This is a genomic window from Nocardiopsis gilva YIM 90087 (assembly GCF_002263495.1).
In the GTDB taxonomy this organism is placed as follows: Bacteria; Actinomycetota; Actinomycetes; order Streptosporangiales; family Streptosporangiaceae; genus Nocardiopsis_C; species Nocardiopsis_C gilva.
In genome coordinates this window covers 3,704,320-3,729,575 of record NZ_CP022753.1, presented here as the reverse complement: position 1 = coordinate 3,729,575, position 25,256 = coordinate 3,704,320, and the positions used below count along the sequence as shown (strand labels likewise).

The 25,256-nt window shown below is 70.9% G+C and carries 22 protein-coding genes; 8 read left to right on the top strand and 14 right to left on the bottom strand.

Annotated elements, in window-relative coordinates:
* Positions 1 to 44 precede the first annotated feature (44 nt).
* Positions 45 to 1,424, top strand: coding sequence for a dihydrolipoyl dehydrogenase family protein (locus CDO52_RS16935; protein WP_017617901.1), 1,380 nt, complete (start codon positions 45 to 47; stop codon positions 1,422 to 1,424).
* 7 nt (positions 1,425 to 1,431) lie between these two features.
* On the opposite strand, the gene CDO52_RS16930 is transcribed toward CDO52_RS16935, so the two are convergent.
* The 3 genes from CDO52_RS16930 to CDO52_RS16920 all read right to left on the bottom strand — a co-directional run bounded on the left by CDO52_RS16930 (position 1,432) and on the right by CDO52_RS16920 (position 3,655).
* Positions 1,432 to 2,808 (bottom strand): dihydrolipoyl dehydrogenase family protein, encoded by a 1,377-nt coding sequence (locus CDO52_RS16930; protein ID WP_198345745.1) that lies wholly within the window; start codon positions 2,806 to 2,808, stop codon positions 1,432 to 1,434.
* A complete protein-coding gene (locus CDO52_RS16925; RefSeq protein WP_094932522.1) occupies positions 2,805 to 3,206 on the bottom strand; it encodes a hypothetical protein in 402 nt (133 codons plus the stop codon). Before CDO52_RS16925 ends, CDO52_RS16930 begins: the two co-directional genes overlap by 4 nt.
* Before the next feature lie 65 nt (positions 3,207 to 3,271).
* Complete coding sequence (locus CDO52_RS16920) at positions 3,272 to 3,655, bottom strand: DUF427 domain-containing protein (protein WP_017617898.1); 384 nt, start codon at positions 3,653 to 3,655, stop codon at positions 3,272 to 3,274.
* Between the two features lie 431 nt (positions 3,656 to 4,086).
* On the opposite strand from CDO52_RS16920, the gene CDO52_RS16915 reads away from it, so the two are divergent.
* Positions 4,087 to 4,392 (top strand): hypothetical protein, encoded by a 306-nt coding sequence (locus CDO52_RS16915; protein WP_017617897.1) that lies wholly within the window; start codon positions 4,087 to 4,089, stop codon positions 4,390 to 4,392.
* A gap of 307 nt (positions 4,393 to 4,699) precedes the next feature.
* Complete coding sequence (locus CDO52_RS16910) at positions 4,700 to 5,398, top strand: Crp/Fnr family transcriptional regulator (protein WP_017617896.1); 699 nt, start codon at positions 4,700 to 4,702, stop codon at positions 5,396 to 5,398.
* A gap of 54 nt (positions 5,399 to 5,452) precedes the next feature.
* On the opposite strand, the gene CDO52_RS16905 is transcribed toward CDO52_RS16910, so the two are convergent.
* Positions 5,453 to 6,937, bottom strand: coding sequence for a catalase (locus CDO52_RS16905; protein WP_017617895.1), 1,485 nt, complete (start codon positions 6,935 to 6,937; stop codon positions 5,453 to 5,455).
* A gap of 288 nt (positions 6,938 to 7,225) precedes the next feature.
* Complete coding sequence (locus CDO52_RS16900) at positions 7,226 to 8,023, bottom strand: VOC family protein (RefSeq protein ID WP_017617894.1); 798 nt, start codon at positions 8,021 to 8,023, stop codon at positions 7,226 to 7,228.
* Between the two features lie 403 nt (positions 8,024 to 8,426).
* Between CDO52_RS16900 and CDO52_RS16895 the strand changes: the two genes are divergently transcribed.
* Positions 8,427 to 9,149 carry a CBS domain-containing protein gene (locus CDO52_RS16895; protein ID WP_017617892.1) on the top strand — a complete coding sequence of 241 codons (723 nt, stop codon included), beginning with the start codon at positions 8,427 to 8,429 and terminating at the stop codon, positions 9,147 to 9,149.
* A gap of 105 nt (positions 9,150 to 9,254) precedes the next feature.
* Here the strand turns inward: CDO52_RS16895 and CDO52_RS16890 are convergent, their stop codons facing one another.
* Positions 9,255 to 10,133, bottom strand: coding sequence for a universal stress protein (locus CDO52_RS16890; protein ID WP_017617891.1), 879 nt, complete (start codon positions 10,131 to 10,133; stop codon positions 9,255 to 9,257).
* Between the two features lie 253 nt (positions 10,134 to 10,386).
* On the opposite strand from CDO52_RS16890, the gene CDO52_RS16885 reads away from it, so the two are divergent.
* Together CDO52_RS16885 and CDO52_RS16880 are read left to right on the top strand one after the other, a co-directional pair.
* Complete coding sequence (locus tag CDO52_RS16885) at positions 10,387 to 11,295, top strand: oxygenase MpaB family protein (protein WP_017617890.1); 909 nt, start codon at positions 10,387 to 10,389, stop codon at positions 11,293 to 11,295.
* Positions 11,296 to 11,331: 36 nt separating this feature from the next.
* A complete protein-coding gene (locus CDO52_RS16880; RefSeq protein WP_026125646.1) occupies positions 11,332 to 11,550 on the top strand; it encodes a DUF3099 domain-containing protein in 219 nt (72 codons plus the stop codon).
* A 243-nt stretch (positions 11,551 to 11,793) separates the two neighbouring features.
* On the opposite strand, the gene CDO52_RS29130 is transcribed toward CDO52_RS16880, so the two are convergent.
* The 6 genes from CDO52_RS29130 to CDO52_RS16845 form a co-directional block, all read right to left on the bottom strand.
* A complete protein-coding gene (locus CDO52_RS29130; RefSeq protein ID WP_198345744.1) occupies positions 11,794 to 13,701 on the bottom strand; it encodes a serine/threonine-protein kinase in 1,908 nt (635 codons plus the stop codon).
* 248 nt (positions 13,702 to 13,949) lie between these two features.
* Positions 13,950 to 15,404: an NCS2 family permease gene (locus CDO52_RS16865; protein WP_094932521.1), complete on the bottom strand. Its 1,455-nt coding sequence runs from the start codon at positions 15,402 to 15,404 to the stop codon at positions 13,950 to 13,952.
* 342 nt (positions 15,405 to 15,746) lie between these two features.
* The gene (pucD, locus tag CDO52_RS16860) at positions 15,747 to 18,143 is read right to left on the bottom strand and encodes a xanthine dehydrogenase subunit D (protein ID WP_017617886.1); all 2,397 of its coding nucleotides are present in this window, start codon (positions 18,141 to 18,143) and stop codon (positions 15,747 to 15,749) included.
* Positions 18,143 to 19,495 (bottom strand): 8-oxoguanine deaminase, encoded by a 1,353-nt coding sequence (locus CDO52_RS16855; RefSeq protein ID WP_026125645.1) that lies wholly within the window; start codon positions 19,493 to 19,495, stop codon positions 18,143 to 18,145. Before CDO52_RS16855 ends, pucD begins: the two co-directional genes overlap by 1 nt.
* Positions 19,492 to 20,031 (bottom strand): (2Fe-2S)-binding protein, encoded by a 540-nt coding sequence (locus CDO52_RS16850; RefSeq protein ID WP_094932520.1) that lies wholly within the window; start codon positions 20,029 to 20,031, stop codon positions 19,492 to 19,494. Before CDO52_RS16850 ends, CDO52_RS16855 begins: the two co-directional genes overlap by 4 nt.
* Positions 20,022 to 20,891, bottom strand: a complete 870-nt coding sequence (locus tag CDO52_RS16845; RefSeq protein WP_094932519.1) for an FAD binding domain-containing protein — start codon at positions 20,889 to 20,891, stop codon at positions 20,022 to 20,024. The genes CDO52_RS16850 and CDO52_RS16845 overlap by 10 nt, the downstream gene beginning before the upstream one ends.
* A 248-nt stretch (positions 20,892 to 21,139) precedes the next feature.
* On the opposite strand from CDO52_RS16845, the gene CDO52_RS16840 reads away from it, so the two are divergent.
* Positions 21,140 to 22,780, top strand: a complete 1,641-nt coding sequence (locus tag CDO52_RS16840) for a PucR family transcriptional regulator (RefSeq protein ID WP_017617881.1) — start codon at positions 21,140 to 21,142, stop codon at positions 22,778 to 22,780.
* Positions 22,781 to 22,805: 25 nt separating this feature from the next.
* Here CDO52_RS16840 and CDO52_RS16835 read toward each other — a convergent pair whose 3' ends face one another.
* Entirely contained in the window at positions 22,806 to 23,189 is a 384-nt protein-coding gene (locus CDO52_RS16835) for a PH domain-containing protein (protein WP_094932518.1), read from the bottom strand.
* A gap of 133 nt (positions 23,190 to 23,322) precedes the next feature.
* Here CDO52_RS16835 and CDO52_RS16830 point away from each other — a divergent pair, with 133 nt between their 5' ends.
* Positions 23,323 to 24,030 (top strand): pentapeptide repeat-containing protein, encoded by a 708-nt coding sequence (locus tag CDO52_RS16830; RefSeq protein ID WP_017617879.1) that lies wholly within the window; start codon positions 23,323 to 23,325, stop codon positions 24,028 to 24,030.
* Positions 24,031 to 24,118: 88 nt separating this feature from the next.
* Here CDO52_RS16830 and CDO52_RS16825 read toward each other — a convergent pair whose 3' ends face one another.
* Entirely contained in the window at positions 24,119 to 24,775 is a 657-nt protein-coding gene (locus CDO52_RS16825; RefSeq protein WP_033299667.1) for a dienelactone hydrolase family protein, read from the bottom strand.
* Between the last annotated feature and the right edge of the window lie 481 nt (positions 24,776 to 25,256).

The following is a 25,256-nucleotide window of genomic DNA, read 5'->3' as shown; positions in this document are numbered from 1 at the left end:
CCCCGGCCCCCGCAGCCAACACCCAACGAAGAAGGTGACCCACAATGACGGAATCCGCGGACGTGGTCGTGATCGGTCTCGGGCCGGGCGGCGAAGCGCTCGCCGGGGACCTGGCCGAGGCCGGGCTCGACGTCGTCGGGGTGGAGTCCACCCTCGTCGGCGGTGAGTGCCCCTACTGGGGCTGCATCCCCAGCAAGATGATGGTCCGCGCGGCCGACGCCCTGGCCGAGGGGCGGCGCGTTCCCGAGCTGGCCGGGACGAGCAGCGTCACACCGGACTGGGCGCCCGTGGCCCGGCGGATCCGGGAGGAAGCCACGACGAACTGGGACGACAAGATCGCGGTGGACCGCCTCACCGGCAAGGGCGCCCGCTTCGTGCGCGGTACCGGCCGCCTCCTCGCCCCGACCACCGTCGCCGTTGACGTCGACGGCGATGACGGGACCCGCGAGTTCGAGGCGCGCCGCGGGGTGGTCATCGCCACGGGGACGGTCGCCACCGTGCCGCCGATCCCGGGCCTGGCCGACACCCCGTACTGGACCAACCGCGAGGCGATCGAGGCCACCGAGGTACCGGAGTCGCTGTGCGTCATCGGCGGCGGTGCCGTCGGGCTGGAACTGGCCCAGGCCTACGCCCGCTTCGGTGCCCGGGTGATCATCCTGGAGGCGCTCGACCGCATTCTCGGCCCCGAGGAACCCGAGTCCAGCGAACTCATCACCGAGGTGCTGGGCTGCGAGGGCATCGCCGTGCACACGGGGGTGAAGACCGGCGGCGTCGCCCACGACGGCTCCGGCTTCCGCCTCGACATCGGCGACGGCGAGGTGCGCGCCGAGGCCCTGCTGGTGTCCACCGGCCGCCGCGCGGACCTGCGCCACATGGGCGTGGACACCATCGGCCAGGACCCCGGCGCCCGCGCAGTCGAGGTCGACGACCACCTGCGGGCGGCGCCGGGCGTGTGGGCGATCGGCGACGTGGTCGGCAAGGGCGCGTTCACCCACATGGCCGTCTACCACGCGAAGATCGCCGCCGCCGACATCCTGGGACAGCACGGGCCGGGCGCCGAATACCACGCCGTCCCCCGGGTGACCTTCACCGACCCGGAGGTCGGCGCGGTCGGCGTGACCGAGTCCCACGCCCGCGACATCGGGGTCAACGTCCGCGTGGGCACCGCGCGCGTCCCGTCCTCCGCGCGCGGCTGGATCCACAAGGCGGGCAACGAGGGCCTCATCAAGCTCGTCGAGGACGCCGACACGGGCGTCCTCATCGGCGCGACCTCGATCGGCCCGAACGGGGGAGAGGTGCTCGGCGCACTGGCCGTCGCCGTGCACGCCCACGTCCCCACCAAGCGGCTGCGTTCGATGATCTACGCGTATCCGACCTTCCACCGCGCCATCGAGGACGCCCTGAACGACCTCGCGGCGCGGTGACCCCGGGTCAGTCCGCCGAACTCCGGACCAGGTGGGCCCGGCGGCCGCCGTACTCGGTGAAGAACTGTGCGGCGGCCTGCTGGATCGCCACCGCGTGGGTGGGGTAGGCGTGCGTGGTCTGGGCTAGGCGGCCGGTGAACATCCCGGTCTGGCGGGCCAGGGCGATCTCATGGATGAGTTCGCCCGCTCGCTCGCCAACGATGGTGGCGCCGAGTACGCGACCGCCGCCGAGGTTGCCGAGCCATGGGCGCCGGGCGGCGACGATCTTGACGAAACCGTCCGTCTGGCCTGTCGCGATGGCACGGTCGACCTCCGAAATCGGAAGGTAGGCCACGCGCGCGTCGGCGTCGGTGTGCGCGGCCTGCTCCTCGGTCGGGCCGACCTGGGCCACCTCGGGCGACGTGAAGATCACGCGGGGGATCGAGGACGCGGAGAAGCGGCCGCGCCGCCCTTTCCGCAGTGCATTGGCGGTGGCGATGCGTCCCATGAGATGCGCGGCATGTGTGAAGAGAGATCTGCCGGTTACGTCGCCCGCGGCGTAGATGCCGGGCGGGGACGTGGTGGCCAGGTAGGCATCGGTGCGGATCGCACCGCCCTCGTCGACCGCCACCCCCGCCGCGCGCAGGCCCAGGCCCGCCGTGACCGGGTTGCGTCCGACCGCCACCAGCACGCGCTCGGCGTCGACCGGCTCCCCGCCGTCGAACTCCAGCCGACAGCATCCCTCCAGCTGACGCGCCCGCGCCACCGAGGCGCCGGTGCGCACAGTGATGCCCTCCGCCTTGAACCGGTCGGCGAGCACCCGCGACGCCCCGGCGTCCTCGCCGGGCAGCAACCGCTCCCGCTCCTCGATCACGGTGACCTCGGCGCCGAACCGGGCGAAGGCTTGTGCGAGCTCGCAGCCGACGGCCCCGCCTCCCAGGACCGCGAGGCGGCGCGGCAGCGCGTCGAGCTGGAACACGGTGTCGGTGGTCAGGTAGTCCAGGTCGTCCAGGCCGCGGATCGGCGGAATCCGCGGTTCGCTTCCGGTCGCGATCACCACGCGGCCGGCCGCCAGCACGCGCCCGTCGACCTCGACCTCGCGGGGAGAGCGGAACGCCGCGCGTCGGCGCAGTACCTCGATCCCCTCGCCGGCCAGTGCCGTCTCGTCCTCGGTTCCGGCGATCCGCGCCACCGCCCCGCGCACGCGCCGCAGGCCGGTGGAGAAGTCGTTGCCCCGCGCCGCCGCCTCGATCAGGGTCTTCGACGGGACGCACCCGGTGAACGTGCAGTCGCCTCCGGGCGGACTCTCGGAGACCATCAGCGGCCGCGCCCCACGGGCCACGGCCGTGCGGGCCGCGGCGAGACCGGCGGAGCCGCCGCCGATGATGAGCAGATCATGGGTCACGCGAAGGTTCCCAACCAGGTCGTGAGCGCGTACAGGGCACCGTAGGTCGCCACCGCCACCCCCACCACGGCGAGCAGTCGCCAGCGGACGCCGCGGACCCCCGCCACGGAGCACCGGCCGCGGCGGCGCAGCGACGACCACACGAGCACGCCGATGACGGCGAGCCCGGCCAGCCGGAACCACCAGGCGTACCCGTCATAGAGGTCGTTGGCCCACACGTAGGCGGTTCCGGCGCTCACGACCCCCAGCAGGGCGAGGGCGGTGGGGCCGACGCAGCACAGGATCCCGACCAGGCCTCCGGCGATGCCGATCCGGCCCAGGGGCAGCTTCCCATCGGGGGGTGCGGTGCCGCGACGGGGGACGGAGACGAAATCGCGGTCGGGGCGGACGAGGTTCACCTGGTGCTCCGGAGGGTGCGGTGGCCGTCGGGCCGGGGAGGAAAGGGGGTGTGCGAGGGACGGCCTCAAGCCTCTCTGCCCAGCAGTGATCTCCACCAGCTGCGCTTCGGAGTGTTCGTGGCCGCGCCATGCTCGGTCGAGCCCAGCACATCGGCGGGGGTCTCGACGCGTTCGATCCCGACACCGGGCCAGAACGCGACATAGCCCCGGATCTTGCGGGCCAGCGGGGTGGGGTTCGGGTAGTACCACGCGGCATCGGCGTAGGTCTGCCCCTCCACCGTGACGTCGTAGTAGCGGGCGACGCCCTTCCACGGGCACAGCGTGCGGGTCGACCCGTCGGTGAAGTACTCCCGGCGCAGGGAGTCGGGCGGGAAATAGTGGTTCCCCTCGACGCTGACGGTGCGCTCGGCCTCGGCCAGTACGACACCGTTCCACACCGCGCGGATCATCGGCGATCACTCCCTTCGGTCCGACTCGTGGCGGTGGTCGGTCTGGTGCGCGGCCGCATCGAGCTCCGGCTGTGTACCACCTACCGCTTCAAGTACGCCCGGTTTTCCCGGTGCACTCGGAAAGAGTGTCAGCGAGGAGACAGGGATCAGGTGTGTGACAGGGGCCGCGGGATGCAATAACGGATGCGGTCAGGGGCACCGCCCGGAGCCCAGGGGTGGCGTCGGGCGTGCCCGGTCAGCGCGGTGCTGTGCGACGAGGAGGCCGACGGCGGGCGCGGGGCCCAGAGATCCTGGCCGCATGCCCTCGTCCGTAGGTTGCGGACGCGGGAATGTCAGGGAGGGGAATAGCCCTGTCCACAGTCGCGAGGGGATGTCACCGACTCGTCACCGCCGCTGCGCTGTACGGCCTGAGCTGGCGCGAGGTGTAGCGCGTGCGACACGTACTGCGCGTTTTCGTTGCCCCCGGCTGCCTGGGCTGCGGGCGGGCGCTCGACCTGGTCGAACGGGTGCGCAGGGCGCGCCCGGACCAACCGGTGGAGGTCATCGACCTAGCGCACCCTGCGGACTGTGTCCCCGCGTCGGTGATCGGCGCCCCGACCTTCCTGCTCGGAGACCGGATGCTCTCCCAGGGCAATCCGGCCTACCTGGAGCTGCTCGCCGAGCTCGACGATCCCGACACCGGCGGTACGACTGACCTGGGTGACCCCGCCGTCCCTGGGAAAGTGGAGATCTGTTGAACCCTCCCCCAGCTAAAGCAGGGGGATTCCTGGCTCAGGAAGCCCCGCAGGCCAGCGACCTGAAAGGTCTTACTCCCTCAACACCAGCCGGGACGGAACCTGCCCGGTTTGATACGGCAAAGCTGAGTACTTCTGTGCCGTCTTGGTTCTCGACCGGCACGGTGTACGCGCTTGGTTCTCGCAACGCACGCGGCACACGTTACCCGATCACGCGGGCGGTCTTTGGCGAAATCCCGTTCTTGCCCCGCTCCGCAGGGGGGCGATTCCTCCCCCGGCTCAAGCCGGGGACATCCTTGAAGGAGACCCGGTGAAGCTCTCGCACCGCCGGGATCCGGCTCCGGAGGGGCACTGGTGCCTGTCGGAGGTCGCGGTCTTCCGTGACCTCAGTCAGGTGGAGATGAAGGCCATTGGCTCCCAGGCTCCAGCGCACTCGCTGCGCGCGGGGCAGATCGTCTACTCCCCGGCGACGCGGGCGCAGACCCTCTACATCGTCAAGCGCGGCCGGGTGCGGCTGTTCCGGGTCGCCGAGGACGGGCGCACGATCACCACCGCCATCGCCGGTCCCGGCACCATCTTCGGCGAGATGCGGGTGCTGGGCCTGCGGATGAACGGCACCTGGGCCGAGGCGATGGGCCCCGGGATGCTGTGCCTGATGAGCGATGCCGACGTGCGCCGCCTGCTCCTCTCCGACCCGCGCGTCGCCACCCGCATCGTCGAGCAGCTCGGACAGCGACTGGCCGACTGCGAGCAGAGGCTGACCGATGTGATGAGCAAGAACGTCACCGAGCGCACCGCCGCGACCCTGTGTGCCCTCGCCGATCCCGCGGGTGACGGCCGCCCAGCCCCCATCAAGCTCACCCACGAGCAGCTCGCCCGCCTCACCGGAACCACCCGCGAGCGCACCACCAAGGCCTTGGGCGAACTGGCCGACATGGGCCTGGTCCGGCTGCGCCGCGGCAGCGTGGTCGTCCTCGACCTGGATGATCTGCGTCGCACGCACCACTGACTCCCCGGCGGCCGACGGCCTCCGGGGAGTCGCCCGCGGTCGTCCGGCGACCGGCTACACCGGCTGCTTGACGCCCACGCGGTCAGCGATCCTGTCGCCGATCTCGGCGTCGATGTTGTGCCAGTAGGCGATCGCCCGGTTCAGCACGCCGTCGTCGGTGATCTTGGACATGTGCCCGGCCACGTTGGAGACCAGGCGGTCCCGGGCGGCGTCGTCCAGGACGTCGTTGATCATCGTCCGGGCCTGGACGAAGTCGTCGTCCTCGCGGTGGTCCGTGTAGGCCGCGCGTACCAGGTCGCCCGCCTCCACCGTCCACCAGGCATGCTCGGTGCCCTCCTGCACGGCGGTGTCCGGCCCGCCGAAGGAGTTCGGGTGGTACACCGCCCCGGTGTTGGGCTTGAACGAGCGCATCCGGCCGTCCTTGGCGTACGAGCGCACCGGCACCTCCGGCCGGTTCGGCGGCAGCTCGTTGTAGTTGACGCCGATCCGGTAGCGGTGGGTGTCGGAGTAGGAGAACAGGCGCGACAGCAGCATCTTGTCCGGTGACGGCCCCACCCCCGGTACCAGGTTGTTGGGCTCGAACGCCGCCTGCTCCACGTGGATGAAGAAGTCCTCCGGGATCCGGTCGAGGGTCATCCGGCCGACCTCGATCAGCGGGTAGTCGCCGTGCGGCCACACCTTGGTGAGGTCGAACGGGTTGAACCGGTAGTTCTCCGCGTCCTCCAGCGGCATGACCTGGACCTTCAGCGTCCACGACGGGTAGTCGCCACGCTCGATGGCGTCGTAGAGGTCGCGTCGGTGGCAGTCGGCGTCCGCCCCGGCCAGGCGGTCGCCCTCGTCCTGGGTGAGGAAGTCGATCCCCTGGTCGGTGTGGATGTGGTACTTGATCCACACCCGGCGCCCCTCCGCGTTGACCCACATGTAGGTGTGCGAGCCGTAGCCGTTCATGTGGCGGTAGGAGCGCGGGATCCCGCGGTCGCCCATCAGCCAGGTGACCATGTGCGCCGACTCTGGTGACAGCGACCAGTAGTCCCACTGCATCGTGTGGTCGCGCAGCCCGGTCCGCGGGTCGCGCTTCTGCGAGCGGATGAAGTCCTGGAACTTCTGCGGGTCACGCATGAAGAAGATGGGCGTGTTGTTGCCCACGAGGTCGTAGTTGCCCTGGCGCGTGTAGAACTTCAGAGCGAAACCGCGCGGGTCGCGCCAGGTGTCCGGGCTGCCCTGCTCTCCGGCGACGGTGGAGAAGCGGGCGAGCATGGGCGTCTCGCGCCCCGGCTGGAACAGGTCGGCGCAGGTGTAGGCGGTGACGTCGTTGGTCACGCGGAAGACGCCGTAGGCTCCGGTCCCCTTCGCGTGCACGACGCGCTCGGGGACGCGCTCCCGGTTGAACTGCGCCATCTTCTCGATGAGATAGGCGTCGTGTAGAACCAGCGGCCCGTCGCGCCCGACGCTCAGCGACTGCTCGTCGCTGGGCGCGGGGACGCCCGCGCCGGTGGTGGTGATCGGGTTTCCGTGTTCGGGCACGCCGTAGGCGGGCATCTTTCGGACCTCCTATGATCAGGCTGTCCTGTCGATCCAGCGGCCCCGCAGTGCTGCACAGGCGCCACGCCCCGGCCCTGTTGTCGAAGGGCCGCGTCGACGGTACAACCTCAACCTACTCTTCAGATCTGGACCCTCGGCTGCATCGTCCCCACCCACGGCGCGCACTAATGCCAAGCGTGTCCCAACCGCCGCTACGGAAGGTCAAAAGGAGGGGTCCTGGGATCGGTCGGCGCCCCCACCGTCCCGCCCGGGCTTGCGCGCGGGCGGGACGGTGGCGTGGTGGGGTCACTCCGGAGACGGCGTCAGCAGGACGAGTTCGGCCCCGAAGGGGTCGTGGACCACACACAGTCGGCCGACACCTTCGGCGTCCTCCGGCCCCATGAGCACCTGCCCGCCCCCGACCCTCACCTGGGCGACGGCGGCGTCGCAGTCGTTCACGGCCAGCACCGGGTGCCAGTAGGCGCGGCCACCGGTCCCGGGCATCGCGGCGGTGTCCGCCTGCATGAGCCCGCCGTGCATCCGGTCCTCTCCGGCCCCGGACGGGGCGAGGAGCGTGTAGGTCTGCGAGCTGTCCCCCGGCATCCCCATGTCCTGGAAGCCCCAGCCGAACAGGTCGGCGTAGAACTCCTTGGCACCCTTGGCGTCGGGGGTGTACAGCTCGGTCCAGCACACGCTTCCGGGCGCGTCGGTGATCTCGAATCCGGGGAAGGTGCCCGCCTGCCACACACCGAACCGCCCGCCCTGCGGATCGGCCACCTCCATCATGCGCCCGAGGTCCAGCACGTCCGTCGGCGGTGTGTGCACCGTGCCCCCGATGCCCTCGGCGGTGCGGGCGGTGGCGTCGACGTCGGGGGAGGTGAAGTAGACCGTCCAGACGGACCGGGTCCCCTCCGTCATGAGCGGGCCGACGCCGCCCACGGCCTTCCCGTCCTTCTGGAACAGCATGTATCCGCCGGTGTCGGGTCCGGCGGAGACGGCGTCCCAGCCGATGACCCCGCGGTAGAAGGCGACGGTGGCCTCGACGTCCGGTGTGCCCAGCTCGATCCAGCAGGGTGAGCCGGGAATGAAGTCGGTGGTGATCATGGTGGTCTCCCTGTGCGTCAGGTGTGTGAGAGCTCAGGCGGCGGTGTTCGCGTACGCTTCTCTCGCCTCCCTCCCCGAGTGTGGCGCCGACCACTGACACTCCTTCGTCCCGATGCGGCAAACTCTCGCCCAACCGCTCCGGCCGTGCTGCCGACGGGACATGAGGCCCGCGATCGTCGCGCCGTCCGGCACTCATCCCGCGACGAGGATCGGGATTGCCTGGAAGCGACGGCAGTCCGACCACCGGCTCCCTCGCGCTTGTTCTCGCAGTCCGAGCCGGGGCGAACGTGAGCGGCACGGTCGGGCGGGGTAGGGCCTGGAACAGGTGCGGATCTCCTCCGGCGCTCCCCGCGGCTGCGACGACAGCCCGGCCGCACGCAACCACGAATTGAGGAGGAGCCACATGACTGCCACCGTTCGCGACGTCATGACCACCGACGTGGTGACGATCAGCCGGGACACCACGTTCAAGGAGATCGCCAACTGCATCATCGCCAAGAACGTCGCCGCACTGCCCGTTGTCGACGGGGGCCGAGTCGTCGGGCTCGTCACCGAGACCGACCTGGTGCACAAGGCGGAGTTCCAGCCCGAGGGGGACCAGGGCCAGTTTGGCGGCGGCTACCGCGAACCCCTGCGTGCCTGGCTGCGCCACGCGCTGGGCGCGGCCGGGGGAGGATCCAGCAGGGACAAGGCCCTGGCGGAGAAGGCCGATCGGCTCATGAGCCCCAACGTGGTCACCGTGCGGCACGACGCGACCGTCGTCACGGCGGCGCGCCTCATGGATCGCCACGACGTCAAGCAGCTCCCGGTCGTCGACGAGCACCAGCATCTGCTCGGCATTGTCACCAGGCGTGACCTGCTGCGCGTTTTCGTCCGCTCGGACGAGGACATCGCGCGCGACGTCGGGGCCGCACTGTCCCGGGCGCCCGGATGGTTGGAAGCGGGGGATATCCACTTCACCGTCGCCGACGGCATGGTCACCGTGGAGGGCCGCGTCGAACAGCACAGCCACTGCTCGGTGCTGCTCCAGCTGATCCACGCGGTCGACGGTGTCGTCGGTGTGCACGACAAGCTGACCTGGAAGATCGACGACCTGGTCCGGCCGCGGACGCCGTACCTGCCCTAGGCGCGGAGCCGCGTGAGCGAGAGACAGAAGAAGCAGAATAAGAGGTGGGGCGGGTCCCCGGCCAAACGGCCGGGGACCCGCCCCAGATTGTCTACGCCACCACTGTCACCTCTCACCGTCGGAGGCGGGAACATGCACGACCATGACCGGCGACACTGCGTGGTGCAGGATGCCGTGTGCGACGGAGCCCAGGGCCAGCAGCGGAAAACCGTGCCGTCCGCGTGCCCCGACGACCACCAGGTGCGCCGACGTCGACGCCCGGCTGAGCGCGTGCGTGGCGTCGTCCCACTGGATGTCCGTCTCTACCTGGACGTCGGGGAACTCGTCGCGCACCACCTTCAGGGTGTCGTGCGTGAGCCGCTCGCGATCGGCGCGCATGGATTCGAGGTCATAGCCGCCGAGTGTGGCCACCGCCAGGATGTCCGGCGGCACCCGCACGGCGTAGACCGCGCGCAGGCGCGCCGAGCGCAGCCGCGCCTCGGTGAAGGCCGCGCGTAGTGCGGCCTGGCCGTGGTCGGAGTCGTCGACCCCGACGACGATCTGCGGGGTCTTGGTGACCGGCCGCGCCTCGGGGCCGACGACCACCACCGGCGTGGTGGCGTGTGCGGCCACCTGATAGGCGACCGAACCGATCTTCATCCCGGGGAAGCCCCCGCGTCCCCGCAGGCCGACCACGATGAGGTCCGCTTCGCGACCGACGTGGATCAGCGTGGCCGCCGCCGGCTCGTCATACCCGATCGTCGATTCCACCCGCACATCGGGATTGGTCTGCCGCACGCGCTCCGCGGCCTCGTCCAGCACGCGCTGGGTGTGGCCGTTCCAGCTCTCCGCGTCCCGGATGAAAACCGGTTCCAGCGCCGGGACCCACGACGAGCACAGCAGCCGCAGTTGGCTCCCCCGCAGCGCCGCCTCCTCGGTCGCCCAGTCCAGGGCGATGAGACTCTCCTGCGAACCGTCAACTCCGACAAGGACCGATGACGCCATGGTTCGACCTCCCTGGTGAGACACCTTCCCCTCGCAGACTCCCCGCACCCGCGGCCGAGCGCCTGGGGCCAACCGCCCGCGAACACAGGGCCTTGGACCCTGATCTGTCCCGCCGCCCCGGAGCCGTCGGCGCGCCCGCCCCCCGAGGATCCGCCAACCAAGCGGTCGTTAGACTGGCGGACGTCCCCTAGGACACGGCCGCCGCTCCCGAGCGGCGGCCCGTGGCAAGGATGGAAAGGAGAGGTGGGCTCATATGCGGCCGACGGTCGCCCCTCCGGAGAGCATCACCTGGCGTATCCATCTCGACCGTGCCATGTGGGTGGCCGGCGTGCGCGCGCTGATGTTGCAGGCGCTCCACCCGGTGGCCATGCAGGGCGTGTGGCAGCGGTCGGACTTCCTCGACGACCCGACCGGGCGGCTGCTGCGCACCACCCATTTCGTCGCGGTCACCACCTATGGCAGTCCGCGCGAGGCCGACGCGTTGGGAGAGCGGATCCGGCGCGTCCACGCCCGGCTGTCCTTCACCGACCCCCGCACCGGCCGCCGGCATCGGGTCGACGAACGCGACCTGCTGGTATGGGTGCACTGCGCCGAGGTGGCGTCCTATCTGGAAGTCGTCGCCCGCGCCGGTCTGCCCGTCACCCCGGCCGAGGCCGACCGGTACATCGCAGAACAGGCGCACTCCGCCACCTACGTCGGCCTGAGCCCGGACGATGTTCCCGCGTCCCTGGGCGCGATGCGCCGGTACCTGGCGGAGATCCGCCCGCAGCTGCGGGTGACACCGGAGGCGGTCCAGGCCGTGCGGTTCCTGCTGTGGCCGACGGTCCCCGACCGGCTGAGGGCTCTGGCCGCCGTCAAACCGCTGTGGTTCCCCATCGGCGCGATGGCCTACCACAGCCTCCCCGACTGCGCACGGCGGGTGTACCGCGTCCTGCCCGAACTCCCCGGCGGCCAGGCCGCGACCACGGCGGGGCTGGCCGCACTGCGGCGAACCCTGAACGCGACCCCCGACGCCCTGTACAACCGGATCTTCGACGAGGAGACCCTGCGCAGCGCCCTGGCCGCCCGGGAACGCCTGGCCGACGCCGGCTATGACGTGCGCGACGGACTCGTCGGCGTCGGGAAACCGAGCCATCGACCCGCGATGGCCCCCGCGTCGTGAGAGGGGCGGTGTGACGCGGGGGACTAGTCTGGAGAGATGAGACGGCGTGTCCGCCGCTACGCGTGGCTCATGGGAACCTGCCTGACGCTGTTCGCCGGGTCACTGCCCGTCTACTACCTCTTCGGTGTGGTCCCGGCCGTCGCGATGTGCCTGATCGCCATGGTGTGCCCGCCCGTCGCGGTGATCGTGGCCAACACACCCGACCCCACCGACCCCGAGGACCGCGACACGCCTTTCGGCCCGTACGCGGATTGACGGGCCCGCGTGGTGCGGCGTGCGTTTCCGGTTCACGGCACCCGGGTGGTGCGCACAGTGCGGCGCTGTGCGCGGACCCGGTACGACATCTGGCACTATGTACCCTGCGGGGCCGGATAGCCGCGTAAGGACATGCGCGATCGCACTGTGTCTCGTCGGGTGCGTGTCATACCAATTGCGCGTGTCGCCCCGCGTCCTTTTCCCTTGCCGGGTCGCCTGAGGAGTTCGCGGACCTCGACCCGTTCAGTCGTCCTTTCCGTCTTCCGCACCCTGCTTGCCTGTGGGGCCGTCGTTGGGCTCGGGATCGTTGCGGGTGCCGGGGTCGGGGTCGGTGTTGGGCGGCGGGGGGTCGCCGTTCGTTCCGCCGTTGCCAGGATCCGGCCCACGGGGGCTGGGGCCGCCGGTGCCGCCTCCCGAGCCCCCGTCGCCGTTGCCGCCGTTCCCTGCGCCACCGTCGCCGTTGCCATCACCGCCGTCCTGGCCACCGCCACCGTCGCCGTTGTCGCCGCCGCCGTTCTGGCCACCGCCACCGTCGCCGTGGCCGTCGTCGGCACCGTCACCGTTCCCGCCTCCGTTGCCATCGGTGTCGCCGTCGTTGGTGCCGCCCTCCTCGTGCGCACCGCCGTCGGTGTCGCCGCCACCGCCGTAGCCCTCGCCACCGCTGCCGTTACCACCGCCGCCGTCGTTCACGGGCTGGTTGCCGTCACCTCCCTCCGGGTCGGCGCCGCCGTCGCCGCCGGTATCGGATCCACCGCCGGTTCCCGCGTCGGGATCGGTCCCGTCGGACGGGCTGATGCGGGTGGAGAACCCCGCGATCCCGCCGTCGCTCATCAGGGCCCAGACCGCCGCTCCGCCCAGGAGCAGCAGCCACACCAGCGAGAGGCCCACCAGCAGGCGCCGCCCGAACCTGCGGGGCGTGCCGTGCCGCGGGCCGGTCCCCTCCGATCCGCTGCGCCCTGCCGGATCCAGCGGAATCGCCGGGGACGGCTCCCGCTTGGTCCGACGGGCGCCCAGCCAGCGGCCCGGGACACGGCCCTCCCGCGTGGTGGTCTCCTGCCCCCCGGAGCCCGCACCGGCCTCCGGCCGGGAGGTGGTCCGCTCGACGGTCTCCGTCCCCGCGCCGCGTGCTCCGCTGTCGTGCCGCGTGGGCTGTCGGCTCTCCTGCCGCTCCGTCGCCTCCTCAGTCGGGGGAGTCGGCACCGGCGACACGGCGGGACCGGGCCGTTGGCCCTGGGAGTAGATCTCGATCGTCTCGATGCGCGTCTGCTCGTTGACCGCGGCCGTCGCGCCCTCCTGTAGGACGGCCGTGACCGGGTCGGCGGGGCCCGACGCGGGCGCCCCGTCGGTGAAGTCATGCCCCACCAGCAGGCCCAGGACCTTGGCGGCGGTGGGACGCTGCTCCGGGTCCTTGCTCAGGCACGCCGCCAGAAGCGGGCGCAGATTGTCGGGAACCTCCGCCAGGTCGGGCGGCTCGCTCAGGATGCGGTGGATGACCGTGTGCACGCTGTCGGCGGCGAAGGGCCCGTTGCCCGCGGCGGCGAACGCGATGACGCCGGCCCAGGCGAACATGTCCGCCGGGGGACCGATGTCCGCACCGCGGATCTGCTCGGGCGCCATGTAGGCGGGCGTGCCCGTCACCGAGTTCGTCTGGGTGATCGTGCTGTCGGAGCTGCGGGCGATACCGAAGTCGATGACGCGCGGTCCGTCGTCACTCAACAGCACGTTGGCGGGCTTGAAGTCGCGGTGCACCACGCCCGCCTGGTGGATGGCCACCAGCGCGGTCGCCGTGGCGATGGCCAGCCGGTCCAGGGCCGACCCGCGGCGCGGACCGTCCTGCAGCACGGCCTCGCGCAGGTTGGGCCCCCGCACGTACTCGCTGACGATGTAGGGGTCGGGGGCGTCGAGGTCGGCGTCGAGCACCGCGGCGGTGCAGAACGGCGCGACCTTGCGGGCGGACTCCAGCTCGCGGGCGAATCGGGCGCGCTGGCGCGCGTCTCCGGCCCACTCGCTGGTCAGCACCTTGATCGCGACCTCGTCGCCGTCGGGCGCCCGGCCGAGGTACACGGTCCCCTGGCCGCCCTTGCCGATCCTCGCGCTCAACTCATAGGGCCCGATGTTCGCCGGGTCCCCCTTCTTCAACGGACTCGTCATGCAGGTGTCCCCTCCCATCGCACGACGCGCGGTGTGGCACGGCGTGATCGTCCCTGTCTCCCATTGGACGCAGCGGTGCTGCCCTGGCCCCTTGACCCTGACGCCACAGTTGCCTTGCTTGATCGAATTGGGATCAGGCCGGGGACCACGCATAGGGCCGCGCCCCGAGGGGAGGGGCGCGGCCCGGTCAATGGGTGATGGGAGGTTGGACGGCGACGGGGACCTGGTCGCCGACGGGCAGGGGCCCGCTAGAGCCCCAGCAGTTTCTCGATCCCCGCCAGTCCGAAGTGGATGACGAAGACACCGCTGAGCGCCCACATCAGCCACCCCACGTCGCGGCCTTGGCCACTGGCGGTCTTGATCAGCGTGTAGGCGATGATGCCGGCGCCGATGCCGTGGGCGATGTCGTAGGTGAACGGCATGACCACGATCGTCAGGAACGCCGGGACGGCGATGGTGATGTCGTCCCACGCGATCTGCCCGACGTGCATCATCATCATGGCGCCGACCAGGACCATGGCGACCGAGGCCGCCTGGGCCGGGACCACGCTGAACACCGGGGCGAAGAACAGTGCCAGCAGGAACAGCCCGCCCGTGACGACGCTGGCCAGACCGGTGCGTGCGCCTTCGCTGACGCCCGCGGTGGACTCGACGAACACCAGCGTGGCCGAGGAGCTGGTCAGACCGCCGCTGATGGCACCCGCACCGTCGGTGGCGAGGATGTGGTTGACCCGCGGCATCTGCCCGTCCTCGCCGGTGAGGTCGGCCTTCTTGCCGATGGCCAGGATGGTGCCCAGCGCGTCGAAGAACCCGGCCAGGACGAGGGTGAACAGGATGACGCCCGCGCTGGCCACGCCCGCCGACTGCCAGGCGCCGAACATGTCGACCTGGAACAGCAGGCCGAAGTCGGGCGAGGAGAAGGGGCTGCTGGGGAGCTGGGGGGACTGCGTGCCCCAGGACTCCTCGGGGACCTGGAACGCGTAGTTCACGATGACGGCGACCACCGTGGCGGTGATGATGCCGTAGAAGATCGCTCCGGGGACCCGGCGGGCGAGCAGGACCGCCGAGGTGCCCAGGCCGATGAGGAACACGACCACCGGCCAGCCGGCCAGGTGTCCGACCGTGCCGAGCTGCAGCAGCTTGCCCTCGCCAGCGCTGACGAAGGTGGCGTTGGTGAAGCCGATGAGCGCCACGAACAGGCCGATGCCGACACCGATGGCCAGCTTCAGATTGTGCGGTAGCGCGTTCATCACCGCCGTTCGGACGCCGGTGACCACCATCAGGATGATGGCGATGCCCTGCCAGACCACCAGGCCCATGGTTTCGGCCCAGGTCATCTGCGGGGCGGCCTGGTAGGCGACGACCGCCATGACGCCGAGAGCGGCGGCGCAGGCGATCGGGGCACGTCCCACCACCCCCATGAGGATGGTGACGATGCCCGCTGACAGGCACGTCATCGTGGTCAGCTGTGCGGCGGAGAGGGTGTCGCCGTTCACGTCGGTGACACCGCTGAGGATGATCGGGTTGAGGACGATGATGTAGGCCATCGCCATGAACGTGGTGAGACCACCGCGGATCTCCTGCCCGATGCCGGAGCCGCGTTCGGTGATGAAGAAGAACCGATCGAGCCAGGATCGAGTCGGCCGGGCGTCCGCAGGAGATTGCGGCTGCGGTTGGGAGCCCGCTGTGTCGAGACGAGTCATGTCCCCTCCTGGAGGGAAATGGGGGGATCGGACACGGAGTGTCCGGTCGTGATTTCTTTACGTATTCAAGTCGTCACTTTCCGAAGTCATCACTGGTGAAATCTTTTGTTAAGCGCGCAGTGGTGGCTATTCGGTGGTGGGACCGCTCGCGCCGGATCCGCGAGCCGGAAGGCTGAGGGTCATGCTCACACGCTTCCGGCGGGACGAACCGGGCGGAGGTATCTGGGACGGCTGCCCGCCCCGGCACCGAGGGCGCCGGCGGCTCGGGGCGGGCAGGTCCCGCTCGTCAACCCGCGGTGACGGGGGCGACGAGGTCGGTGAACGCCTACGCCGGCCGGGCCGCTACAGCTCGATACCCACGATGTCCTCCGGGCGGACGGGGGCATGGGTGAGCGGCCTGCCGGTGGCGTCGCGGACGGCCGCGATGATCGCCGGGGTCGACGACAGCGTCGGCGGCTCGCCCGCCCCGCGCAGGCCGTAGGGCGAGTGCGGGTCGGGGTGCTCCAACACGTCGATCCGCATCGGCGGCGTGTCGAGGATGGTCGGGATCAGGTAGTCGGTGAACGACGGGTTGCGGATCTCGCTGTCGGAGACCTGGATCTCCTCCATCAGTGCCAGGCCGAGCCCCTGGGTGGCGCCGCCCTGGATCTGCCCCGCGAGCTGCTGCGGGTGCATGATCTTGCCGACGTCCTGCACGGCGTCCAGCGCCACGACCTTGACCAGGCCCAGCTCGACGTCGACATCGACCACCGCCCGGTGCACGCACATCCCGAACTGGGTGTGCGAGGAGCCCTGGCCCTGGGTCGGGTCGAGCATCTCGGTGGGCCGGTGGTGGTACTCGCGGGTCTCCTCCACGACGGCGCCGCCGAGCAGGTCGGGCAGCGAGACGAGCACCCCGTCGGTCTCGGAGACCACCTTGCCGCCGACCAGGCTCAGCCCGCTGACGGGGTGGTCCGCGGAGACCAGGCCGCGCTCGCGCACCAGGTCGAAGATCCGCGCGCGCACCGCCTCACAGGCCATCTTCACCGCGCCGCCGGTCATGTAGGACTGGCGGGAGGCGGAGGACGACCCGGCCGAGCCGACCTGGGTGTCGGAGGGGTGGATGGTCACCCGCTCCACGCCCAGCTCGGTGCGGGCGATCTGGCCCTTGATGGTGACCAGGCCCTGGCCCACCTCGGCCGCGGCGGTGTGCACCATGACGGCCGGCTCGCCGCCGATGACCTCCATGCGCACCCGCGCCGTGGAGTAGTCGTCGAAGCCCTCGGAGAAGCAGAGGTTCTTCAACCCCACGCCGTAGCCCACGCCGCGTACGACACCCTCGCCGTGGCTGGTGTTGGCCACGCCGCCGGGCAGGGTCCGCAGGTCGGCCGGGTCGGGCAGCTCATGGCGGGCCGGGGGCATCGGCAGCTCGCGGGCGCGCCGCAGCATGTCGGCCATGGGCAGCGGCATGTCGATCTCCTGCCCGGTGATGATCCGGGACCCCTGCGACATGGCGTTCTTGATCCGCAGGTCGACCGGATGCATACCGAGCTCGGCGGCGAGCTTGTCCATCTGCGACTCGTAGCCGAAGCAGGCCTGCACCGCGCCGAAACCGCGCATCGCGCCGCACGGCGGGTTGGTGGTGTAGACGCCGTAGGCGTCCACCTTCACGTTGGGCACCTCGTAGGGGCCAATGCCCAGCGAGGAGGCGACACCGACCACCGCGGGGGTCGCCGACGCGTAGGCGCCGCCGTCGACGATGATCTCCAGGGTGGCGTAGAGGAGCGTGCCGTCGCTCTTGGCGCCGTGCTCGAACCGCATCGTCGCCGGGTGCCGGTGCACGTGCCCGAAGAACGACTCCTCGCGGTTGTACACGATCTTCACCGGCTTGCCGGTGTGCAGCGCCAGCAGGCACGCGTGGATCTGCATCGACAGGTCCTCGCGGGCACCGAACGCGCCGCCCACCCCGGCCAGCGTCAGCCGCACCTTGTCCTGGGGCAACCGCAGGCACGGGGCGATCTGGCGCTGGTCGACGTGCAGCCACTGGGTGGCGATGTAGAGGTCGACGCCGCCGTCCTCGGCCGGCACCGCCAGGCCCGACTCCGGGCCCAGGAACGCCTGGTCCTGCATGCCGACCTCGTAGTCCGTGGTCACCACGGCGTCGGCCTGGGCGCGCAGCTCCTCCACCGGGGTGTCGGCGGTGAACGCGCCGGTGCGGATCGGCTGGTGGCGCACGAGGTTGCCGCGCTGGTTGTACTCCTCGTGGAGCGGGAGCGTGCCCTCCTCGTGGACGCGCGGACAGGCGTCGTCGAACACGGCCCGACGCGCGTCGCTGACCGGTTCCAGCACCTCGTAGTCGACCTTGATGCGGTCCAGCGCGCGGCGCGCCGTCTCGGGGTGGTCGGCGGCGACGATGGCCACCGCCTCGCCCTTGTAGCGCACCTTGTCGTAGGCGAGCACCGGCTGGTCCTGGTACTCCAGGCCGTAGCACTTCTCGCCGGGGACGTCCTCGTGGGTGAGCACCGCGTAGACGCCCGGCAGCTTGACCGCCTCGGTGATGTCGATCCCGCGGATCCGGGCGTGCGGGTGGGGGCTGCGCAGCGTCATCCCCCAGAGCATGTCCTCCATCCACATGTCGGAGGAGTAGGCGAACTCACCGGTCACCTTGAGCGTGCCGTCGGGGCGGCGCGGGCTGGCGCCCACCCCGTCCTTGGTTGTGCTGGACAGGTCGGTGGGGGTGCGTGTGGCGGAGCCGGCCATCAGCGGCTCACCTCCTGAAGCAGAGTCCGGTGGGCGGCGCGGCCGGCACGGGCGGCCTCGCCTGCGGAGACGGTGCGGAGCTCACCGCGCTCGGCGACGGTCTCGCCGCCGACCAGCAGCCGCTCCAGCGGGGGAGTGGGACCGAAGGTCAGTGCGACCACAGGGTCGTCGATCACGTCGTAGCCGAACCCGTCGACCCGCCACAGTGCGATGTCGGCGAGCTTGCCCGGCTCCAAGGAACCGAGCTCGGCGTCGCGGCCCAGGCAGCGCGCGCCGCCGAGAGTGGCCATGTGCAGTGCCTGGCGGGAGCTGAACGCCTGCGGCCCCTTGCGGGCGCGGGCCATGAGCAGCGCCTGGTGCATCTCGCCGGACAGCGGGGTCAGCTCGCTGGACGCGGGACCGTCCACGCCGAGCCCGACCGGCGCTCCGGCCTCCAGCAGCTCGGTCGTGCGGCAGATACCGGCGCCGAGACGGGCGTTGGAGGTCGGGCAGTGGGCGACGCCGGTGCCGGTGGCGGCGATGCGGGCGATGGCGTCTTCGGAGAGGTGCACGGCGTGCGCGAACCACACGTCCGAGCCGAGCCAGCCGAGCTTCTCGGCGTACTCCACGGGGGTGCAGCCGAACTCGGCGAGGCACTTCTCCTCCTCGTCGAGGGTCTCGGCGAGGTGGGTGTGCATCCGGACGCCCTTGGCGCGGGCGAGCTCGGCGGCGCCGGTCATCAGGTCGCGGCTGACCGAGAATGGCGAGCACGGCGCGACCGTGACCCGGGTCATGGCGTCGAAGGCAGGGTCGTGGTGGGCGTCGATCGCGGCCTCGGTGGCGGCGAGCGCGCCGTCCAGGGTCTCCACGACGCTGTCCGGCGGCAGCCCGCCGGCCGACCGGCCGCGGTCCATCGAGCCGCGGGCCAGGTCCAGGCGGATGCCCACCCGGCGCGCGGCCTCCACCTCGGCGGCGGCGATGTCGCCGCGGCCCGAGGGGAAGATGTAGTGGTGGTCGGAGGCGGTGGTGCAGCCCGACAACGCCAGCCAGCTCATCGCGGCCGTGGTGGTCTGGGAGACGACCTCGGCGTCCAGCCGGTGCCAGATCTCATAGGAGCCGGTCAGCCACTCGAACAGGGTGCCGTCGGCGAACAGGCCCTGGGTCGCCCACTGGTAGAGGTGGTTGTGCGTGTTCACCAGGCCGGGTGTGGCGATGCAGCCGCGCCCGTCGATGCGCCGGGCACCGGGCACGTCCGGTGCCGCGCCCGAGCCGACCTGGGTGATGCGGCCGTCGGTGGCGACGATGTGGCCGTTGACGTACTCGGCGCCGCTGACGGTGGCGATGTAGGCGCCGTCGATGATGAGGGTGCTCACGAGCCGCTCCCGGCGCTTCCGCTGGCCCCGCCGACCGTCTCGGCCTCGCGCTCGGCCGCGAGCCGCACCGCCTCGATGATCTTCTCGTAGCCGGTGCACCGGCACAGGTTTCCGGCGAGGGCCTCGCGGATCTCGGCGTCCTCGGGGACGCCCTTGCCCGCGCCCACGGTCCGGTTGATCAGGTCGTCGCTCTGCACCAGCAGCCCCGGCGTGCAGAAGCCGCACTGCACGGCGCCGGCTTCGACGAAGGCCTCCTGGACATGGCCCAGCCGCTTGTCGGAGCCCTTGCCCGACTCCTCGGCCAGGCCCTCGACCGTGCGGACGTCGCGGTCGTCGACCTGCCCGGCGGCGATCATGCAGGAGCAGGCGGTCACGCCGTCGAGGTAGACCGTGCACGAGCCGCACTCGCCCTGTTCGCAGGCGTTCTTGCTGCCCGGCAGGCCGAGCCGCTCGCGCAGGACGTAGAGCAGGCTCTCTCCCGCCCAGACGTTGTCGGCGGTCACTTCCTCACCGTTGACGGTGAATGTCACGCGCATCGCTTGCTCTCCTTCCGGTAGTCGGTGACCGACCAGGCGAGCGTGCGGCGGGCCATCACTGACAGGGCGTGCTTGCGGTAGTCCGCGCTGCCGCGGACGTCGTCGATCGGGCGGGCGGCGGAGGCGACGAGCTCGCCGAAGCGGCGCACCGCGGCCTCGCTCGGCGCCGTCCCGTTGTCCCAGTCGAACTCCGCGGCCAGGAACTCTTCGGCCTCCGTGGCGCGGACGGGGGTGGGCGCGGCCGACCCGATGCCGGTACCGATCCTGCGGTTCGTTGCGTCCAGCGCGAGGGAGAAGGAGGTCACGGCGATGACCATCGCGTTGCGGGTGCCGATCTTGCTGAAGTGCTGGGGGCCGGCGGGCTCGGGCAGCAGTACGGCCGCGATGAGCTCGTCGTCCTGGCGGGCGGTGCGCCGCAGTCCGAGGTAGAACTCGCGGGCGGGCACGTGCCGGACCCCGCGGACCGACGCAAGTTCGATGATGGCGTCGGTGGCCAGCAGCGGCGGGTGGGCGTCACCGGCCGGGGAGGCGCCGCCGAGGTTGCCGCCGACGCTTCCGCGGTTGCGGATCTGCGGGGAGGCGACCGTGCGGGAGGCCTGGGCCAGCGCGGGGGCGTGGCTGCCCAGGCGCTCGATGATGGTGGTGTAGGGAACCCCGGCCCCCAGACGCAGGTGCGCCCCGTCCTGCCCCCACTCGGCGAGCTCAGGCACCCGCGAGAGGTCGAGCAGCGCCGGCGGGCGACGCTTGTCGAAGTTCAGCTCCACCATGACGTCGGTCCCGCCCATGATCGGCACCGCGTCCGGGTGCTCGGCCTTGGCGGCGAGCGCTTCCTGCCACGTGGAAGGGCTCATGAATTCCATACTTGTCCTCGTTTATCAGCCGTGTCGCGGAATGTCCGTTGAGTGCAATTCACCCAACGTTCGGCGTATATGTGAAGTAGACCACTCGTCACCGAGTGACTGCTAGGTCGCGATGGCATGAAGTGATCAGCAGGTGGACACCACTCCTTCGTTGTTTTCTACAAGTGGTGTGGTGGGCTAACGTGTCCGCCACGCGGACCGCGTGGTCCGGTCGATCGGTGCGATGATGGTGACGTGAGGGAAAGTCCATGCAGATCAGTGAATTGCTCGCCATTCCGCGGCTGCATTTGCGCTTCCTGAGCGGGTCAGAGCAGGTGCACCGGGACATCCGGCTGGCCTACACCACCGACCTGCTCGAGCCCAAGCGCTACCTCCGCGGCGGCGAACTCGTGCTGACCGGGATGATGTGGCACAACAGCCCGGCCGACTCCGAGACTTTCGTCAGCTCGCTCGTGGAGGCCGATGTCGCCTGCCTCGCCGCGGGCACGGCCCTGGGCGAGGTGCCCAGCGACCTCATCGAGGCCTGTCGCCGACACGACCTCCCGCTCCTCGAAGTCCCCAGCCAGACGTCCTTCGGCGCGGTCACCGAGGAGGTGCTGCGGCTGCTCACCAAGCACCGCTTCACCACCATCACCGAGACCCACCACCGGCACCGCAAGCTGATGGCCGATGTCGCCGCCGGCGCGGACTTCCCCGAGGTGTTCGCCGCGGCCGCCGCCGAGGCCGGCATCAACGCGTGGGTCATCGCCAGCACCGGGCGCCAGGTCGCCGCCTCCGGACCCGACATGTCCACCGAGGACCGCGCGTGGCTGGCCGCGCGCGCCCTGACCCGGCCCGCCTCGCCCTTCGCGACGGCGATGCCCACCACCACCGATCCCGCCACGACGCGCACGGTGACGCTCGTACCGGTGCAGACCCGCGAATCGCACCCGCTCGCCGGGTGGACGCTGGTGTGCTCCGGCGACCACGCCGACTGGCCGGAGGAGACCCGCGAGGCGGTCGCCGAGCTCTCCTCCATCGCGGTGCTCGCGCGCAGCCGGATCGAGGAGAACGCGCTGAACGAGGCACGGCATGTCGAGGGCCTGCCCCGGCTGCTGGCCGCCCAGCGCTTCGACGAGGTCGCCGCGCTGCTCCACGTCGGCGCCGAGGGCGCCCCAGACACCGGGCACATCGTCATCAGCGCGATGGTGCAGCCCGAGCCCCGGGTGCCCGACCTCGCCCGCAGGATCGTCTGCGAGCTGCTGGCCGAATGGCCGGGCGCAGTGGTGACCGGCGACAACGACGTCCTCGCCGTCGTCCCGGTGCCAGAGGCCGCGCCGACCGCGGAGACGGGCACGCGCGGAGGCGCCCGCGGCGCTCAGACCGGGGCTCGGGCCGACTCCGGGACGGGTGCCGCCGAGCGCCTGCGCCGCGACATCGGCGACGCCGCGCGCGTGCTGGAAGCGGGCCTGACCGACCACCGGCTGGCCATCGGCATCGGGTCCACCGTCCGCGGCATCCCCGAACTGCGCGGCGCCGCGGTCGAGGCGCGCCACGCTCGCCGCCTGGCCGAACTGCGCGACGGCCGCGCCCAGATCATCGCCGGAGCCGAGATCGACTCCCACGAGCTGCTCCTGGCCTCCGTCCCCGAGGAGGTGCAGTCCTCCTACCGCGACCGGCTGCTCGGCCCGCTGCTCACCTACGACCACGACCACCGCTCCGAGCTCGTGCGCACCCTGGAGCGCTTCCTGGAGCACTCGGGCTCCTGGCAGCGTTGCGCCGCCGCCATGCACGTCCACGTCAACACCCTGCGCTACCGCATCGGCCGGATCGAGGAGCTCACCGGCCGCGACCTGAGCAACCTGGAGCACCGCGTCGACCTGTTCCTGGCGCTGAAGCTGCGCGACTGAGGCGGGGCAGCGGGCGTCGCGGCCGTCAGGCCCCGGCACCCGCCGTGAGGTAGTGGAGAATGATGTTGTGGACGTGGTGGCTCTTGTTCTCGCCGCGGAAGTCCACCTCGTAGACCTGCGTGCCCACGTTGATCGCGATCGAGCCGGAGGAGAAGAACGAGCCCGCCCAGGAGCGGTTGCTCAGCACGCTCACCGACGTGATCCTGTGGTACGGGATGCTGGTGATCGCGACCTTCTGGCCGGCGAAGCTCTTGTCCTGGATGATCACCCGCCGGTCGGTCAGCCCGATGAATCCGGTTCCCACGCCGATGGCGTCGTAGACCGCCAGGATCCGCTCGCCCGGCATCAGGCCGCTCTGGATCTGCTGAAGCTGCTCCGGGCGATCGTAGGCGACATCGGCATTGGTCATGCGGACTCCTCACGTGGCATAGGGAGAAACCGGCGATCTCCGCGATTCCTGCGATTCTATGCAATCTGCGCTGAGAATCCGGCGATTCCCGTGGCCACGCGGAATGTCAGCGGCGCCGGATAGCCTCCCCCGCATGACCGACGAGACCCTGGCCGCGGGCGGCGAACTGCGCGGCGCCGACCTGTCCGAGCGCGACCTCACCCGGCTCCTGCGGACCGAGCCTGAGCGGCCCCGCGTGTTCGTGGAATGCGACCTGAGGGAGGCAGACCTGCGTGGGGCGCACCTGGTGGACGCGGTGTTCACCAGGTGCCGCCTCGACGGGGCACGGCTGGACGAGGTGGCACTGGACGGATCGCGGTGGGAGGGCGGCGGCGCCCCGGGGGCGGCCTTCACCGGCGCGGAGTGCGCGGAGGCGCGTTTGGAGGGAGTGGACCTGGCCAACACGCGATGGTCCAACGCGCTGCTCTCCGAAACCAGCTTCAACGGGTGCCGTATGACCGGGGCGAACCTCGCTGGGTGCCGGGGCATCGACTACAGCTTCGCCAGGTGCAACCTGATGCTGTCCCGGCTCAAGGGGATCGACCTGCGCGGCCAGGAGATCGACGGCCTGCGGCTGGACGACGCCGACCTGAGCACGGCCGATCTGCGCGAGACGGTGTGGAAGGACAGTCGGCTGAGCGGCGCGACCCTGCGCGGAGCACGGTTCGCCGGTGCCGACCTGCGCGGTGCCGACCTGGGCGAGATCGACCTCAACGACGCCCAGGTACTGCGGGGCGCCACGGTCTCACCGAGCCAGGCGAACATGCTGCTGGCGGGGATCGGGGTCCAGGTCGTCGAATAACGCGACAGCCCAAGTGAATCTACATTGTAAAGGTGCCCGTTGTTCGCTACCGCCCTGCCCGAACGCCCACGCGTCCCGCCCGCGACGCTCACGCGCTGAGGTACCTTTCGAACCACTCACCCGAGACCCGCGCCACCTCATCCAGCGCGCCGGGCTCCATGAACAGGTGGGTGGCGCCCAGCACGATGTAGACCTGATGGGGTGCGCGGATCCGCCGCGCGGCCTCGTGGCTGATCCGCACGATCGGCGCGTCGGCGCTTCCGGCGATGAGGAGAACGGGGGCGCTGATCCGCTCCAGGGTCTCCTGCGCGAGGTCGACTCGTCCGCCGCGGCACACCACCGCCCGCGCGCGGTCGGGTCGCCGCACCGCTGTGCGGAGTGCGGCGGCGGCGCCGGTGCTGGCTCCGAAGAGCCCGACGGGCAGTCCGGAGGTCTCCTCGGTGCTCGCCAGCCAGTCGAGTGCCTCGGTCAGCCGTTCTGACAGCAGGGTGATGTCGAAGCGGAAGTCGCGGCTACCGGTGCGGGCCTCGATGTCCTCCTCCTCATCGGTGAGCAGGTCGAAGAGGAGCGTGCCCAGCCCGCGCTCGTTGAGCTCGGAGGCCACCGCCTTCTGCCGCGGGCTGTGCCGGGAACTGCCACTTCCGTGCGCGAAGAGGACCATCCCGAACGCTCCAGCTGGAATCGCCAGATCACCGGCGAGCTGAACGTCCGGCGGCCCGAGGGTCACGGGTTTCGTGTTCGTCATGAGTCCCCCCGGTCGGCGATGTCCGGCGGGGCGGGTGCCGCTGCTGCGCCGCCCCCGTCGGACGGAAGAGGAAGCCGTGCCCCGTGCCTCCTCTTCGTGCTCTCCCTCTAGGTTCTTCCCCCGATGCCGACCTTTACCGATCGTCGTGCCAGAGTCGGGTCCGCTTGTCCGGCGGCATGTTCGGCGTGTCGGGAACGCGCCGATTATGGTCATTCCATAAGCGCCAAAAATGGGCGCACAGTGATTTCCCGGGATCGAAAATCAGGGGACCAGGTATGCGCCGTTTTGACGATTATTCGGGGGAGAGGGAAAGGGGATGCGTACGTCGGTGTCAATTCTCGACTGTGCGCGCAACGTGAATGGCGATGACGGAATCCGTGCAGGTCGCGGTATATGGTCCAGGTGAGGGAGGTGGGCGCCGCGACCGGCGCGGCGGTCGACGGGTCGCGCGGCCTGGTGCGCCTGCCCTGGCGCTGCGCAG